14 protein-coding genes are annotated in these 15299 nt (G+C 56.0%); 6 read left to right on the top strand and 8 right to left on the bottom strand.

What is annotated here, in order from left to right; all coding sequences use genetic code 11:
* Positions 1 to 5: 5 nt before the first annotated feature.
* The 6 genes from prfA to IPN28_09920 all read left to right on the top strand — a co-directional run bounded on the left by prfA (position 6) and on the right by IPN28_09920 (position 7589).
* Positions 6 to 1073 (top strand): peptide chain release factor 1, encoded by a 1068-nt coding sequence (prfA, locus tag IPN28_09945; GenBank protein QQS56590.1) that lies wholly within the window; start codon positions 6 to 8, stop codon positions 1071 to 1073.
* A 9-nt stretch (positions 1074 to 1082) separates the two neighbouring features.
* Complete coding sequence (gene prmC, locus IPN28_09940) at positions 1083 to 1958, top strand: peptide chain release factor N(5)-glutamine methyltransferase (GenBank protein ID QQS56589.1); 876 nt, start codon at positions 1083 to 1085, stop codon at positions 1956 to 1958.
* 224 nt (positions 1959 to 2182) lie between these two features.
* On the top strand, positions 2183 to 2638 hold the full coding sequence (locus tag IPN28_09935; protein ID QQS56588.1) for a DUF4167 domain-containing protein: 456 nt from the start codon (positions 2183 to 2185) through the stop codon (positions 2636 to 2638).
* A 170-nt stretch (positions 2639 to 2808) separates the two neighbouring features.
* On the top strand, positions 2809 to 5442 hold the full coding sequence (gene clpB, locus IPN28_09930; GenBank protein QQS56587.1) for an ATP-dependent chaperone ClpB: 2634 nt from the start codon (positions 2809 to 2811) through the stop codon (positions 5440 to 5442).
* Positions 5443 to 5531: 89 nt separating this feature from the next.
* Positions 5532 to 6161 carry a hypothetical protein gene (locus tag IPN28_09925; GenBank protein ID QQS56586.1) on the top strand — a complete coding sequence of 210 codons (630 nt, stop codon included), beginning with the start codon at positions 5532 to 5534 and terminating at the stop codon, positions 6159 to 6161.
* 21 nt (positions 6162 to 6182) lie between these two features.
* The gene (locus tag IPN28_09920) at positions 6183 to 7589 is read left to right on the top strand and encodes a UDP-N-acetylmuramate--alanine ligase (protein ID QQS56585.1); all 1407 of its coding nucleotides are present in this window, start codon (positions 6183 to 6185) and stop codon (positions 7587 to 7589) included.
* On the opposite strand, the gene IPN28_09915 is transcribed toward IPN28_09920, so the two are convergent.
* From IPN28_09915 to IPN28_09880, 8 genes are all read right to left on the bottom strand, one after another.
* On the bottom strand, positions 7586 to 9046 hold the full coding sequence (locus tag IPN28_09915) for a leucyl aminopeptidase family protein (GenBank protein QQS56584.1): 1461 nt from the start codon (positions 9044 to 9046) through the stop codon (positions 7586 to 7588). The two genes, IPN28_09920 and IPN28_09915, sit on opposite strands and share 4 nt — an antisense overlap.
* A gap of 90 nt (positions 9047 to 9136) precedes the next feature.
* Positions 9137 to 9712: a TlpA family protein disulfide reductase gene (locus IPN28_09910; protein ID QQS56583.1), complete on the bottom strand. Its 576-nt coding sequence runs from the start codon at positions 9710 to 9712 to the stop codon at positions 9137 to 9139.
* Positions 9702 to 12671 (bottom strand): cytochrome c biogenesis protein ResB, encoded by a 2970-nt coding sequence (locus IPN28_09905; GenBank protein ID QQS56582.1) that lies wholly within the window; start codon positions 12669 to 12671, stop codon positions 9702 to 9704. Before IPN28_09905 ends, IPN28_09910 begins: the two co-directional genes overlap by 11 nt.
* Positions 12672 to 12736: 65 nt before the next feature.
* Positions 12737 to 13054 carry a hypothetical protein gene (locus tag IPN28_09900; GenBank protein ID QQS56581.1) on the bottom strand — a complete coding sequence of 106 codons (318 nt, stop codon included), beginning with the start codon at positions 13052 to 13054 and terminating at the stop codon, positions 12737 to 12739.
* Positions 13055 to 13087: 33 nt separating this feature from the next.
* The gene (locus tag IPN28_09895; protein ID QQS58599.1) at positions 13088 to 13666 is read right to left on the bottom strand and encodes a DUF1211 domain-containing protein; all 579 of its coding nucleotides are present in this window, start codon (positions 13664 to 13666) and stop codon (positions 13088 to 13090) included.
* A 63-nt stretch (positions 13667 to 13729) separates the two neighbouring features.
* Positions 13730 to 14098, bottom strand: a complete 369-nt coding sequence (locus IPN28_09890; GenBank protein ID QQS56580.1) for a hypothetical protein — start codon at positions 14096 to 14098, stop codon at positions 13730 to 13732.
* Positions 14099 to 14146: 48 nt separating this feature from the next.
* On the bottom strand, positions 14147 to 15082 hold the full coding sequence (locus IPN28_09885; protein ID QQS56579.1) for an NADP-dependent oxidoreductase: 936 nt from the start codon (positions 15080 to 15082) through the stop codon (positions 14147 to 14149).
* A 3-nt stretch (positions 15083 to 15085) separates the two neighbouring features.
* Positions 15086 to 15298, bottom strand: coding sequence for a cold-shock protein (locus IPN28_09880; GenBank protein ID QQS56578.1), 213 nt, complete (start codon positions 15296 to 15298; stop codon positions 15086 to 15088).
* Position 15299 lies beyond the last annotated feature (1 nt).

Here is a 15299-nt window from a genome sequence, read left to right as displayed (position 1 = left end):
TCCTCATGTCCATGAAAGAAAAGCTGTCGGCCATTGCCGCACGTCATGAAGAACTGGCCTCTTTGATGTCCGCCGCGGGGCTTACGGGCGAGAAATTCAAGAAGCTTTCCACCGAATATGCGGAGCTTTCCCCCGTCGTCGATGCGCTGAAAGCTCTTGATGCGGCTGAAAAGGAAAAGGCGGATTTGACCGCTTTGCTGGACGAACCTGAAATGCGGGATATGGCGCAAGAGGAACTGGCCGCCCTTAAGGAGCGCATTCCCCAGCTTGAGCAGGAGATCCGCATCGCGCTTCTGCCCAAGGACGAAGCGGATTCGAAAAACGTCATTCTGGAAATACGGGCCGGGACGGGCGGGGATGAGGCGGCTTTGTTCGCCGCCGATCTGTTCGGGATGTACCGGGGCTACGCCTCGCGGATGGGGTGGCGCCTGACCGTCGTCGAGGCGTCTGACAGCACCTTGGGTGGCTATAAGGAAATCATCGCCGAGATTCATGGGCAGAATGTCTATTCCAAGCTGAAATTCGAATCCGGCGTTCATAGGGTTCAGCGGGTTCCCAAGACCGAGGCGGGGGGGCGCATTCATACGTCCGCCGCGACGGTTGCCGTTTTACCCGAGGCGGAGGAGGTGGATATCCAGATCGACGCGAAGGATTTGCGGATCGACACCTACCGCTCACAGGGTGCCGGCGGGCAGCACGTCAATACGACCGATAGCGCGGTGCGGATCGTTCACATTCCCACGGGCGTGGTTGTCGAGATGCAGGAGGAACGGTCCCAGCATAAAAACCGCGACAAGGCCATGAAGGTTTTGCGGACCCGGCTTTACGATCTCAAGCGCCAGCAGTTGCACGATGCCAGGGCGCAAGACCGCAAATCGCAGGTCGGGTCGGGGGACCGATCGGAGCGGATCCGTACCTATAATTTTCCACAAAGCCGGGTTACGGATCACCGGATCAACCTGACGCTTTACAAGCTGGACGAAATCGTCAGCGGGGCAAGTCTTCATGAAATCATCGATGCCCTGATCGCCGAGCATCAGGCGGACGCTCTGGCGTCGCTGAACAGTTCGTAAGGCGCGTGTATGTCCGATTTGTCTGAGGAATTTTCCGGTACGCTGGGTGAGATTTTTCAAACCATAAAAAAAAGTCTTGAGGCGGGAGGGATCGAGCATCCCGGCTTTGAGGCGCGGCTGATCATCGAAAGGCGAACGGGGCTGGATCAGGCGGTGCTGATATCCGAGCCGGCGCGGTTGGTGAGCCAGACGCAAAGACATAAAATTCTCGACGATGTTTCACAGCGTCTTTCTGGAAAGTCTCTGCACAGGATTTACGGGGAGCGGGAATTCTGGGGGCTTCCCTTTTATATGGGGCCGCAGACGCTTGAGCCGCGGCCGGATACGGAAACCCTCATCAGTGTCGCTTTGGCGCTTTTCGGGGGGGAACTTCCCGCCAAGGTTCTCGACTTGGGGACAGGATCGGGGTGTATTCTCCTGTCACTTCTTAAAGAATGGCCGGACAGCGAAGGAATCGGCGTTGATCTTTCGTTTGAGACCCTAAAGGTGGCTCAAGAGAATGCTGAAAGGCTAGGGGTAAGGGATCGGGCGCGGTTCATATGCGGGTCATGGGCAGAGGCGCTGAAAGGGCCGTTCGAACTTGTTGTTTCGAATCCGCCCTATATCGTCCGGTCCGAGATTCCCGGCCTTGCGCCGGAAGTCCGGGATCATGACCCGATTCTGGCTCTTGACGGGGGGGAAGACGGTCTGGAGGCGTACCGTCAAATCTTTTCTATGTTACCGAGGCTGATTTCCCGGTCAGGCAAGGCGCTGTTTGAGATCGGTTCAGAGCAGGAAGAAAGTGTGATGCGACTCGCGGAGAAATATGGATTTTCGATACGCAAGGCCCACCGCGATCTTGCAGGCAGGCCGCGGGTTGTGGAAATCTCCTGTGGGGATAAATGAGAATTTTTTTTAAAGGGCGGTTGATTAGAAAATCGCATTGGCAGTAGGGTGAAGATGTTCAACACATCACGACACAATATGCGGATTGGTTGGGAACGATTGATACCAATATATTGTGTTTAACTTGTCAGTCTAAGGCTTTACGGGCTGGCCATATGTTTACATATGGAGTAACTTGTGCGTGTGTTATTTTGGAAAATTTACTAACCTGAGCGGATTAGGATATGAGGCACGGACCTTCAAACAGAAGACACAGAAACCGCGGAAATGGCGGGCGGCGCAATAATCAGCACCAGCGTACGCAGGTGTTTGACAGCAATGGCCCGGATGTACGTATCCGCGGTACGGCTCATCAGGTCTGTGAAAAGTATCTGGCGCTGGCGAAGGATGCCATGTCTGCCGGGGACTGGATCATGGCCGAGAACTATCATCAACACGCCGAGCATTATCAGCGTATTATCAACGGGTTCGAGGAATATTCTGAGTCCGGTCAGTCTTCGCATCAGCCTTCTTATGGGCAGCCCGAGCAGAGGCGTGAGGAGCCGTTTGTTCCGAAGCTGAATACGGGCAGTAATGACGATTTGGCTTTGCCCAAGAGTATCCTTGGGGATAAACCTCCGATCACAAAAGCGGCTGATGAGGGCTCAATTTTGCAGAAGACAGCGTCGGTTGCCGATTGATCTTCGTCCTGTTTTTTCGCTTATGCTATTTTTCAGAACAGGCGGTTTCGACCGTCTGTTCGTTTTTGTGCGTTTTTGATTTTGATCATTGCCTCGTGACGTGACGTCATTAGAATGGTTCTTGCGTTTTTTTTGCATTTCCCTGTTCTTGTCCGGCTTGGAGATTATCTATGGATTTCGAAAAACTAACCGAAAAGACCAAATCCTTCTTTCAGGGGGCGCAGACTTTGGCGTCGCGTTCCGGGCATCAATCGCTGGAACCCGAGCATCTGCTGCGGGTGATGCTGGAGGATGAATCCGGCATGGTGCAGAAACTTCTGCAGGCGGTCGGGGGTGATCTTGCGCGGCTCAAGCGTGAGCTTGAAGGGGCGATTGCCAAATTTCCGGTCGTGGGCGGACCGGGGGCGGGCGGTTTACGTTTGTCCGGTGATCTGGGGCGTGTGCTGGACAGTGCGCTTGATCTCAGCGAAAAGGCCGGGGACCGTTTTGTGACCGCCGAGCGGCTGTTGCAGGCTATGGCAATGGCCAAGAAGCTTGATATCGCGGGTTATCTGGAAAACGCCGGGGTGACCGATAAGGCGCTGAACAAGGCGATCAATGAGATGCGTAAAGGCCGCACCGCAGACAGCGCGACGGCGGAGGACCGTTTCGATGCGCTGAACCGCTATGCCCGTGACCTTACGGAAGATGCGCGCAAGGGGAAGCTGGACCCCATCATCGGGCGGGATGAGGAAATCCGCCGCACGGTGCAGGTTCTCTCACGGCGGACGAAGAACAACCCGGTGCTGATCGGCGATCCGGGCGTGGGCAAAACCGCGATCATCGAGGGGCTGGCGCAGCGGATTATTAACGGGGATGTGCCGGAAGCCCTTAAGGGCAAGCGGCTGATGGCGCTGGACCTGGGGGCGTTGGTCGCCGGGGCCAAGTTCCGCGGGGAATTCGAAGAACGTCTAAAGGCCGTCATCGACGAGATCACGACGGCGGCGGGAGAGGTTATCCTTTTTCTTGATGAGCTTCATACGCTGGTCGGGGCGGGGAAGGCGGACGGGGCGATGGATGCCTCCAATATGCTCAAACCCGCGCTGGCGCGTGGAGAGTTGCGGATGGTGGGCGCGACCACGCTGGATGAATACCGCAAGCATATTGAGAAGGACGCGGCACTGGCTCGGCGGTTTCAGCCCGTCTTTATTTCCGAGCCGACTGTGGAGGATACGATCTCCATCCTGCGCGGGTTGAAGGAAAAATACGAGCTTCATCACGGGGTGCGGATCACCGATGCGGCGATTGTGTCGGCAGCGACATTGTCGAATAGATATATCACCGATCGTTTCCTGCCCGACAAAGCGATCGATTTGATTGATGAAGCGTCTTCGCGCCTAAGGATGCAGGTGGATAGTAAACCGGAAGAGATCGACGAACTCGACCGGAGGATCATCCAACTCAAAATCGAGCGGGAGGCGCTGAAGAAGGAGAAAGATCAGGGGTCCAGGGATCGGCTGGAGAAGCTTGAGGTTGAACTCAGGCAGCTGGAATCCAAGTCGGCAGACCTGACCGGGCAATGGAAGGCGGAAAAGGAGAAGCTCAACGCCGCGCAGAAGGTGACGGAAAAACTCGACAAGGCGCGGATCGAGCTGGAGAAGGCCGAGCGTGAGGGGAACTGGTCACGGGCCAGCGAACTGAAATACGGTGTCATCCCCGATCTGGAGGCCAAGCATAAGGAAGCCGCCGACGGTGGCCGGGCCAATATGATCAATGAGGAAGTCACGCCGGATGATATAGCCAGTATCGTCAGCCGCTGGACAGGCGTTCCCGTGGATAAGATGCTTGAAGGTGAGCGCGAGAAGCTGCTGCAGATGGAAGCCAAACTCCAGAAGCGCGTGGTCGGGCAGGAGGAGGCGGTGCGGGCGGTTTCGAATGCGATCCGGCGTTCGCGGGCGGGGCTGCAGGATCCGCGTCGGCCGATGGGGTCGTTCCTGTTTCTTGGACCCACAGGTGTAGGCAAGACAGAATTGACCAAGGCTCTGGCCGAATTTCTGTTCGATGATGACACCGCAATGGTGCGGATGGATATGTCCGAATATATGGAAAAACATTCGGTGGCGCGGTTGATCGGTGCGCCGCCGGGTTATGTCGGGTACGAGGAGGGCGGAGCGCTGACGGAAGCGGTGCGGCGGCGACCTTATCAGGTCGTGCTGTTCGATGAGGTTGAAAAGGCGCATCCTGATGTGTTCAATATCCTTTTGCAGGTTCTCGATGACGGGCGTCTGACGGACGGGCAGGGGCGGACGGTGGATTTCAGCAATACGCTGCTGATCATGACCTCTAATTTGGGCAGCGAGTATCTGGTCAACCAGCCGCCGGGGGAGGATGTCTCCAAGGTGCGGGAGCAGGTGATGGGCGTGGTGCGTTCGGCGTTCCGGCCCGAGTTTTTGAACCGTCTCGATGAAATTCTTCTTTTTGCGCGGCTGGACCGGGCGAAGATCGCCGGGATCGTGGATATTCAACTCGGATACTTACGGAAGCTGCTTGCTGCCCAGCATATCGGGCTGGAGTTGGACGATGCGGCGCGGCACTGGCTGGCGGAGCGCGGGTATGATCCGGTTTACGGGGCGCGGCCCCTGAAGCGGGTGATCCAGACTCATATGCAGAATCGGCTGGCCGAGATGATCCTGCAGGGGCAGGTGCGCGAAGGCATGACCGTCCATGTCACTGCGGGCAAGGAGGGGCTGGAATTCCGCGTTTCCGGGCCGATCAGCAAGGCCAACGCCCCCGGCAGCGCCCCGCAGCGGAAATCCGTGGCCTGAACGAAGGCGTTGTCGAGCGGCTTTTGCCGTGATATAACAACGACATCTTGTGTTTATTAGGTAAAATCACCTTGGGAAAAGTTGCCGCCATGATCCAGTCTCCGCTTCGCCGTTCCGCCCTGATGTTTTTCTCCGTGCTCTTACTTTCAGGGTGCGTCACGACGTCCTTTATGAATAAAGGCTATCAGGATATAAAACTCAATTTGCAAGGGGCTGACCATGCCAGTTGCCGAGCATTTGCCAGCGGGCAGAGATATAGTGTTTCCGCACCGGGCACGATGAAGGTCAAGCAGTCGCCGGAGCCTCTGCGCGTGACGTGTTCCACGCATAACCAGACTGTTGATCTCAGCCTTCCCGCCACTGTTGAGGAAAAACCGGCGTGGGCTGGAAGCCGCGAGGGCTACGTGCTGAAATCGAATGCTTCTTATCCTTCTGCGGTAACGGTCGATTTCAGCGTGTTCCGTTCCGAACCGGTGGCACAGGCTCCGGTTCCTGCTGTTCCTCAAGCTGAAACTGCGGTCAGTGCCGCGATGCTGCCGGAACCGGCCGCCGATCCTGTTCCCGTCAAAGCCGCTCCGGTTGCTGCGCCCGCACCCGAACCGAAGGGCAATTTCATGAGCGTTCTGAAAAAGCTGGGCAATGATTCTGCCGAGGTTGAAGAAGAAGATTCCGATGTTGTCGAGATCAAGCCGGACGGGCCGATTTCCCTTCATCCCTGATTAATTCAAGACTTTTTGTCCATGGCCGATCCTGTAAAGAGCTCTTATTTTTTCTGTGGGGTCGGCGGCAGCGGGATGATGCCGCTGGCGGTTTATCTTTCTCGTGCGGGGCATAAGGTCTGCGGGTCCGACCGCTCCTTCGATCAGAAGAAATCCCTCTCAAAATTTGCGGCTCTCGCGGAGGCGGGGATCACGCTTTTTCCTCAGGACGGGTCGGGAATTGATTCCGATACTGATTTTCTGGTCGTTTCCAGCGCGGTCGAGGACACTATTCCCGACGTGCGGGCGGCCAAGGAACGCAGTCTTCCGATTGTCACGCGGGGGCAGCTTCTGGCCACGCTTTTTAACGCCGCTCAGGTGCGGATTGCCGTGGCAGGCACCAGTGGAAAATCCACCGTCACAGGCATGACCGGAACAATGCTCGAGGGGCTGGGACTTGATCCGACCGTGATCAATGGCGGGATCATCCGCAATTTCATGACGGGCGGCGCGAAGGATTATTTCGCTAATGTGCGGAGCGGGCGGCCCGATCTTTTTGTCGCCGAGATGGATGAGAGTGACGGTTCGATCGCTCACTACACACCGACAATCTCCGTGCTGAACAATATCGCTCTCGATCATAAGCCAATCGAGGAGCTTCAGGATTTGTTCGGCTCCTATCTTGAGCGGACGCAGGGGGCCGTGGTCCTGAATTATGAAGATCCGGCGTTGCGGGCGATTATTCCGCGACTTGATGGGCAGCAGGTTCTTACCTATGGGTTTGGTGAGGGATGTTCGCTTCGGGCATCTGATCCTAAATACAGGCCGGACGGGGTGGATTTCGATGTTTTGTTCAAGGGGGAGCGTTTTCCGGTAAGCCTTTCTGTGCCGGGGCGGCATAATGTATTAAATGCGCTCGCTGCCCTTTCGGTTGCGGCCGCGATGGATGTGGAGATGGCGGCGGCGGTGCGGGCGCTGGAGGCGTTCCGGGGGATTCACCGCCGGATGGAGGTTGTCGGCACCGTGCGGGGAATCACCGTTCTCGATGATTTCGCGCATAATCCCGATAAAATCTCTGCCAGTCTGCAATCGCTGAAAACTTTCGAGGGGCGGCTGATCGTGTTTTACCAGCAGCACGGGTTCAAGCCGCTGGAGCGGATGCGGAGGGAATTCGCCGAGGCGTTCGTCTCTCACCTTTCAAGCGACGACCTTGTCCTGATGCCGGATGTGTATTATGCGGGCGGAACAGTGGAGCGCACGGTCACCGCCGCGGATTTTATCGGGGATTTGAAAGCCCAGAGTTTGAACGCTGTCTGGAAATCCACACGCGAGGAGCTTCTGGACTTTATCAAGAAGGAAGCCCGGTCGGGCGACCGGGTCGTGATCATGGGGGCGCGGGACGATACTCTGCACGAGTTCGCTCATGCCGTCCTGAAGGCTCTGGCTTAGCTTTTCTTGGTAGCTTTTTTCTTTTTCGGGCTGTCGTAGCGTTTTTCCAGAAGGGCGTATAATGCTCTCAGGCCTGTGTCCGCGCCGCCCTTGGGTTTGCCCGGTTTTCCGGTGGGTTCCCAGGCATAGAGGTCGAGGTGCATCCATTCGACGGAGGGTTCCACGAATTCGCGCATGAAAAGGGCGGCGTTGATTGCGCCCGCCAGACCGTTGCCCGTGCTGCTGATATCGGCGATGTCCGTCCTGAGTTCCTTGCGGTAGCCGTCCCAAAGCGGGAGAGGCCAGACGGGGTCATCGACTTCGACGGTCATGGAGAGTTTCCGCATTTCCTCCAACGAATCCTCGCGGTTGCAGAAGAAGGCCGGCAGCTCGGCGCCCAAGGCCGTGCGGGCCGCGCCCGTCAGAGTAGCGAGATCAATGAGGAGATCGGGTTTTTCCTTCCCTTCACAGGCGTAGGCAAGGGCATCGGCGAGGATCAGGCGACCCTCGGCGTCGGTGTCGCCGACTTCGACGGTGATGCCCTTGCGGCTTTTGAGGATGTCCTGCGGGCGGAAGGCTTCGCCGGAGACGGAATTTTCAACTGCGGGGATCAGGACGCGCAGGCGGATGGGCAGTTTCCGTGCCATCACGAGACGGGCGAGGCCGAGCGCGTGCGCGGCGCCACCCATGTCCTTTTTCATGATGAGCATGGCTCTGGCGGGTTTGAGATCAAGTCCGCCCGTGTCGAAGCACACGCCCTTGCCGACGACTGTGACCTTCGGATGTTTGGGATCGCCCCATGTGATGTCAATCAGGCGGGGGCGGCGGGGGCTGGCCTTGCCGACGGCGTGGATCATCGGGAAGTTTCTGGTCAGCAGTTCCTTGTCCTCGATGACCGAAATTTTGGCCTTGAACGTTCCGGCCAGTTTGCGGGCCTCCTGTTCGAGTTCCTCGGGGCCGAGGTCGTTGGCCGGCGTGTTGACCAAGTTACGGACCATATAGGTTGAGTCCAGCACAGCCTGTGTGCTTTCGGCGCTCACCTTTTTGTTTAAAAGCAGCTGCGGTTTTTTTTCATCCTTGGCCTTTTTATAGGTGTCGAAGCGGTAATGCTCCAAGCCCCAGCCGATGGAGAGGCGTTCCAGTTCTTCGGCGGACAGGCCCGCAGGGTCGATTTCAAAGCTGGCGGATTTGAGCATTTTGACGCTGAAGCGGCGGGCGATAAAGGCGCAAAGCTCGGCGCCGTCTGCGTAGCGTACTTTCTGTCCCAAAGACATCAAAACCCTGTGCGCGTTTGCGGAGTCGTTACGGATCACCAAATATTGTGATTCCTTCCCCTCGAAGCCGTTTTCCTCGGCTATGGTTTGGATGTATTTTTCCTGTGTTTTCAGCCACTCGGAAAAGGATTTCTGACGGATGGTGGTAATCAGGATGTGGGATTTCTGTTTTTTCGCGGCGAAGTGGTAAGCGGGCATAGTCATGGAACCTCAGAAAGCGTGAATTTACAGTCACTTATTCAATGCTAAAACTTATTGAAAAACAAGGAGATGTTTGGCCGGGGCTGGATTTATTCATTGCGCCTGTCTGATTTTTTCCAGTTCAGCGGCTAACTCCTGTCCGTTCCAGTCTATCACGCCCGCGATCTTGCGGCGGATCGTCAGGTCCGGGCCGATGATGAAGGTTTCGGGGAAGAGGATCGTTCCGAAGATATCCTGCGCGATTTTCTTTTGTGGGTCGAGGCCGATGACCACGTTGGCGGCTTTTGCCAGTTCCTGAATTCCTGGGTCAAAGCGTTTGAGGAAAGCGGGAATGTTTTCGGGGCTCTCGTCCACGGAGAGGGCGATGAGGACAAGGTCTTCTGGGCGAGAGGATGCCAACGCCAGAAGGTCCGGGAATTCCGCGAGGCAGGGGGCGCACCAGGTCGCCCAGAAATTCAGCAGGAGGGTCTTGCCTTTAAGATCATCCAGGCTGAGCGTTTTTCCTTCGAGGGTCGCAAAGGAAAACGAGGGCGCGGGACTATTCAGGCTCTTGACCTGCGGGCTGTTAGGAGTCTGCGTGGTGATTTCAGGCGGCTGGCTGCCCGTCCAGATTTCCAGCCCCAGACCGACGAGTACCAGCAGCAGGACGATGAAAATTTTAGCTTTCATGGGCAAGCGGTTGTTTGAGGTTTATCTTGACCATGATTATGGCACTGAGGGCAAACAGAGTCTCTCCCAACAGGACGCCCCAGAATATCCATGCGGCGGACTCTGTGAAACCGTAGGCATGAAGACCGACGCTGAGCAGGTTTACGCCGAACCATGAAATGGCGAGGATTGCCGAAAGGTAGGCCAGCCCCGCCGTGTAGACCAGTGCAGAAAACTGGCGGCTGATGCGTCCGTGCATCAGCCAGACCAGCCAAAGGACCAGAAGGAGGGCGCCATTTTCCTTCGGATCCCAGCCCCAGAAACGGCCCCAGGACTGGTCGGCCCAGATGCCGCCCAGAACCGTGCCCACCGCGCAGAACAGCAGGGCCAGAAGCGCCGCGAGATGAAGTTTCTGGAATAGGTCGGGCGGAGGCTCGTTAGTTTTTCCGTTTAGCATCAAGAATAAAATCCAATGCGCGAGCAGCGCGGTGATGAGGCAAAAGGCGTAGCCGACCGTGATGCACAGAACGTGGGTGGCCAGCCAGAAGTTTGTGTTCAGAACAGCGGTGAGCATAACAAAGCTGTCCGCGTCCGTTTCATGGGCGAAGGCCAGCAAACCGAGAAGAATTCCCGAGAACGCTCCCAGCGCCAGCCAGAGCGGTTTTCTCTGAAATACAAAGGATATCAGTGCGTAGACGACCGCTATCGCTCCGACAAACAGGATGGATTCGTAAAGGGTCGTTACGGGAGGGCGCTGGAGGATGGCGATCCTCATCGCCAGTCCCGTCCATTGAAAACAGGCGCCGAGCAGAAGGGGTATCAGGGACAGCCCGAGCAGAGTTCCGGATTTCAGAAACAGATAGCCGATCAGGGTCGCGGCCGCAACCAGATATAAGGCAAATGCAACAGAAAAGGGCGCCAAACGGTGGTAGAGATGCTCCAGCTCCAGCGTTATATGGCTGACGGTTCGAAATGGGGATTTACCCCTTTCCGCCCGCAATTCCCTAGAAGCAGTTAGCCATTCCTGCGCATTGCCATCGTGGTATGCAGCGGCCAATTTTTTCCAGTGTTCGAAGAGCATAGCGGTTTGCGGGGAGCCTTTGCCCGCGAGCACCGATGCCCAGGGCGAGAGCCAGTCTTCATTCTGCCCCACCGTGTCGGGAATGAGTTTAAGTTGTGTACTGCGTTGTCCCTTTTCGCGCAGACGGGTGATGGAGAAAGACAGGTAGACGACGGCCTGTTCAGCCTGAGTATAAGACTCGATGTCCTGTCCTTTGGCTTTTATGATCGCGTTCAACTCGCTGTCCATTTGCTCTCTGAATTTCTGTACGTCGAGATAGTTCAGTGGTTTTCCGGCGTAGGGCTTCAAGCTGTCGGGCACATCTTCGGGCAGGATCACGGAGAGCGGCAGGAAGAGGGTCAGGCTGCTCATGAGGTTGTCCATGAGGACGATATTTTCCTGCAGGGCAATCATATCTTTTTGAGCGGGTGTCCAGCTTTCCTGCGGCGCGTTGATAATATCGGTGATGAGTTTCTGTTTGGTGCCGAGCTTTTCGGAGATTTCCTTAAAACTGTAGAGATGGTTTTCACTTAGGGACAGGCCGAGCAATGCCCGAATCTCCGGATTATTGATCTTAAAGACCGGGCGGGTTTCGGCGCGGGCGGGATCGAAGAGCGTTTCCGTCAACCATCCGAGGGCGTTCATGTCCGGCAGGCTGTCGCGGCCCGAGAATCTTTTCAGATGGGCCCGGGCGAAGCTTTCCAGTGGCTTGATCCGTCCCTCATGCAGGACGGGCAGCAGGGCAAGGTTGTCTACTGTTAGTTTTTGCACCTTGTCATCCGCCCATGCCGGATGACCGAATTGAGTCATGAGGCATAAGGCCAGAACCATGGCTTTGCTTTTTTTTCTGCGACCCATCAATAGATGAAGGATCAAGCCGAGGCACATCAGGATGCCTGAAAGATAGGGGAAGATGCGTCCGACATTGTGAACCACCGCCAGAACCGACATTTCCCCCGCGGGTGTCTGGACGAAGGAGGACTGGAAAAACGTATAGCCCTTGTAGCGCAGTGGCTGGTTCATGCTGATGACCGTTTCCCAGCGGGAGGGGCCGTCGATGATCTCCACACGGGATTCATAGGCGCGGGCCATTTCGGTGCCGGGGTGCAGATCGCGCCGGAACTCCAAAAGCTTGACTGTAAAAGGCAGCGGGCGCTGTGTTTTCCGCAGGGCAAAGCGGAAGATTTCTTTATCCACCCTGATCTCGGGGAGTTTGGGAACTTCGTCGAGGACGAGATAATTTCCGTCATCGCTTGATCCTTGTATCGAGAATGTCGCGCCGGTGAGATTTTCCTCATCCTGCATTTTCAGAGGCGCTGGTTTGAGGCTCATGTTTGCGGCCATGCCTTTAAAGTCTCCGCTCGTGTCTTCACGGGCGACGATAGAGCAGTTGCCGCAGCTTTCGAGAATTTTTATCACCAGAGGCGGGTCTGAAATCCGCAGGGTTTTGCCGACGTCCAATCCGTTTGCCGGAAAGGACCGGAGAGCCTGCCCTTTTGCGTTGAGAAATACGAATTCGCGGTCGTGATAATCGGAGACGATGGATTTTTCCTCACCCGGCAGCAGATCGAGATAAGCTTCCGCGCTGAACAGGGACGTGAACAGGCCGCCCAGAAGCAGCAGCAAGGCGCCTAGATGTGTGACGACGATGCCGGACTTTTCCTTTGTCCATGGGCTTTTATAAATCAGTTTGAGGGTGAGATTGACCGTAATTATCGCGAGAAAGACGGGAAAGCCTGGCAGGGGCAATGGGCCGAGCCAGAGGATCGGCGAAGAAAAGAACATCCGTGTGGCGGCGTAGAGGCCGATATATTTTTGCGCGACGGTTCCGGCCACGAGATAGATCATGACGACAGGCAGGACGATGTTGAAGGGCTTTGGCCCTGAAAACACATCAATAATCTGGCGTAAAGAAGTCATCGTTTCCCGTATTTCAAGGGATACGCATACACCCGCTACGGGGAAAGGCAAGGAGTATTTTGCCGTTATTCTTCGCCGGAATTGTCCGGGCCGGGGTTTCCGGGGGCAAAGCCGGGAGTACCTCCAGGTACGCCTCCGGGTCCAGGTTCGCCGATGCGGTCAGGCGGCGGCGGGACAGGGATGGGCGCGGGTTGCGTCTGGCCGCCCTCGCCGGGGCAAGGGGCGAATTCGCAGTTCGGGCCGGTGCGGGAGACGTAGCTGCCGTCCGGGCAGAGCTTGGCCTCCATGGTACACATCACGGGTTCGTTGGCTCTGGCGGCGGGGGCAGAAACTGCTATGCCGAGCAGACAGAAAACTAAAAGGGGTGCGGCTATCCTGTTCATATTCTTCGGCTCCTAAAAGAGATAACCATCATTCTAGCCGGACCGCAGGGATTTTTCAATGCGTCGGTCGGGGATCAGCCAGATGAGTGCGACCGCCACATAAAGGGCCATCGCGATCCAGACGCTGATGAACGAGGCTGCGATGCCCAAAACATAGGCGGCAAGGGATAGTTTGCCTTTGATATCACGGCCGACCGCCTTGGCCAGAAGAGAGTCGCGGCCGTGTTCGGCGACAATCGTGAATTGCAGAATGAAATACGACACTGCGGCCATCAGCAGGACAATTCCATAAAAGGCGCAGGGCAGGGGAGCGAAATTGTTTTCGCCCATCCAGCCCGTGACGAACGGCACGAGCGAGAGCCAGAACAGGAGGTGCATATTGGCCCAGAGGATCGCGCCGTTGACGCGCTGGACGGTCTGAAACATATGGTGGTGGTTGTTCCAGTAGATCGCAATATAAACAAAGCTCAGGACGTAGCTGAGAAAGACGGGCAGGAGCGGGACGAGAGCCGCGAAGGAGTCTCCATGCGGAACCTTCAACTCCAGCACCATAATCGTGATGATGATGGCCAGAACCCCGTCGCTGAACGCTTCCAGTCGGCCTTTGTGCATGGTTGTCATGGTGTCAGATTATTGCCATTGAGCCAATTTGTCTATGCAGGCGTTCTTTTTCAATCATTCAGTTTGTTGCTTTTTTGCATAATCTTCTATTTCTGAAATATCCTTGAAGAATTTATTCGGATTCAGGATCGTCTTTTCGGTCAGGAGGTTTAAAAGTTGCGGCTGGCCGCCGTCTTCCTGGGGTACGAGATCGAAGTGCTGGGAGGAGGTGATGCTAGTCAGCAGGCCGAAGAGGTGCTTTTTGATGCGGTTGGGGGTGTGGAAGAGGGGGGTCAAAGGCTTTCCCGTGTGGTCGAAAAAGTCCCAGACGCCGCTTTCGACGTCTATGCCTTCGCATTGCTTGCGGATTTCGTGGATTGATTCAAAGATGTCCAGTGTTCCGTCTTCACAAAGGGCGAAATAAATCTGGTTATTTTTCTCCAAGGCCGATCCCGGTGCTATAATTGCGGTTCCAATTATAGCAGGGTTCGATCAACTGTTCAGCGTGATTATCGTATTGCCGATAAACTCGCCGCTTTCGACCTGTGTATGGGCCTGAGCGACCTCTTCAAATGTATATTTCCTGACCGGGGCGCATCTGATCTCGCCCAAATCGAACAGGCGGGAGAAAAGCTGCAACTGCTTGCCGGAGTTGTGAACGTCAATCAGGATCACGTTCCTGTCTTCCGACAAGCCCGGAAGATGTGCGGTGGTGATCAGTTTGCCCTCCGGCTTGAGCATGGGTTTGGCAGCAGCAAAGGTTGTGAAGGAGCCTATAAGGTCCAGCAGGTAATCGAAAGCGTTGCTGAAATCCGAGAGGTTTCTTTCGCTGTAATGAAAGGCATCGTCGGCGCCCATCGACTTTAGGGCTTTTAGGGCATTCTTGCTTGAGGATACCGTGACATCTAGCCCGACCATTTTGGCGAACTGGACGGCGAACATTCCGGTGTTGTTGGTGGCGCCGTTGATAAAAATGCGGCGGCCTTCGCCGGTGTTGTGGCAGGCGCTGATGGCCTGAAAGGCTTCCAGTGCCGGGCTTATCGAGCCTGCGGCTTCCATATAGCTGATTTTTTCAGGCTTTAGGGCGATATTGGCTTCGGCGGTCATGACCTTTTCGGCCATTGCGCCCCCAAGGGTTTTGTAATTCACAGAGCCGTAAACAAAGTCTCCGGCCTTAAAGCCGGAGACCTCGGAGCCGATCTCATCCACGACACCACAGAAATCCGTTCCCGTATACATGGGGAAGTGAGTCCCGTTGATCTCCTTGAGACGGCCTTTTCTTATCTTGCAATCGGTCGGGTTGACCGCCACAGCCTTGATGATCACTATGACCTGATTGTCCCCGAGGGTCGGCAGGTCGAGTGTTCCCAGTTCGAGCACGTCGGGTTCGCCGAAGCGCTTGAACTGGTAGGCCTGAACGGTGGTCATGCCCTATGCAATCTTTTTCAGGTTAGCAGCGCTTTCCTTGTTTTTCTTGGGATCTCTCTGAATATCGAAACTCAGTTTCTGTCCCTCGTTCAGGTTATCGTAGCCCGCTTTTTCGACGGCGCTGATATGAACGAAGACATCGCTTCCGGTCTCGTCATTGGTCAGAAACCCGAATCCCTTCATTTTGTTGAACCATTTTACTGTACCTGTGGCCATG

Source organism: Alphaproteobacteria bacterium, from assembly GCA_016699735.1.
In the GTDB taxonomy this organism is placed as follows: domain Bacteria; phylum Pseudomonadota; class Alphaproteobacteria; order Micavibrionales; family Micavibrionaceae; genus JAGNKE01.
Note: the sequence above shows the minus strand (reverse complement) of the source record. Positions and strands in the feature narration are given on the sequence as shown.

Coding starts and splice junctions, on each gene's coding strand:
- IPN28_09885 (QQS56579.1), bottom strand. CDS start 15,082: ATGACCACCGTTCAGGCCTACCAGTTCAAGCGCTTCGGCGAACCCGAC.
- clpB (QQS56587.1), top strand. CDS start 2,809: ATGGATTTCGAAAAACTAACCGAAAAGACCAAATCCTTCTTTCAGGGG.
- prmC (QQS56589.1), top strand. CDS start 1,083: ATGTCCGATTTGTCTGAGGAATTTTCCGGTACGCTGGGTGAGATTTTT.
- IPN28_09880 (QQS56578.1), bottom strand. CDS start 15,298: ATGGCCACAGGTACAGTAAAATGGTTCAACAAAATGAAGGGATTCGGG.
- IPN28_09920 (QQS56585.1), top strand. CDS start 6,183: ATGGCCGATCCTGTAAAGAGCTCTTATTTTTTCTGTGGGGTCGGCGGC.
- IPN28_09935 (QQS56588.1), top strand. CDS start 2,183: ATGAGGCACGGACCTTCAAACAGAAGACACAGAAACCGCGGAAATGGC.
- IPN28_09905 (QQS56582.1), bottom strand. CDS start 12,671: ATGACTTCTTTACGCCAGATTATTGATGTGTTTTCAGGGCCAAAGCCC.
- IPN28_09915 (QQS56584.1), bottom strand. CDS start 9,046: ATGACTATGCCCGCTTACCACTTCGCCGCGAAAAAACAGAAATCCCAC.
- IPN28_09925 (QQS56586.1), top strand. CDS start 5,532: ATGATCCAGTCTCCGCTTCGCCGTTCCGCCCTGATGTTTTTCTCCGTG.
- prfA (QQS56590.1), top strand. CDS start 6: ATGTCCATGAAAGAAAAGCTGTCGGCCATTGCCGCACGTCATGAAGAA.
- IPN28_09910 (QQS56583.1), bottom strand. CDS start 9,712: ATGAAAGCTAAAATTTTCATCGTCCTGCTGCTGGTACTCGTCGGTCTG.
- IPN28_09895 (QQS58599.1), bottom strand. CDS start 13,666: ATGCACAAAGGCCGACTGGAAGCGTTCAGCGACGGGGTTCTGGCCATC.
- IPN28_09900 (QQS56581.1), bottom strand. CDS start 13,054: ATGAACAGGATAGCCGCACCCCTTTTAGTTTTCTGTCTGCTCGGCATA.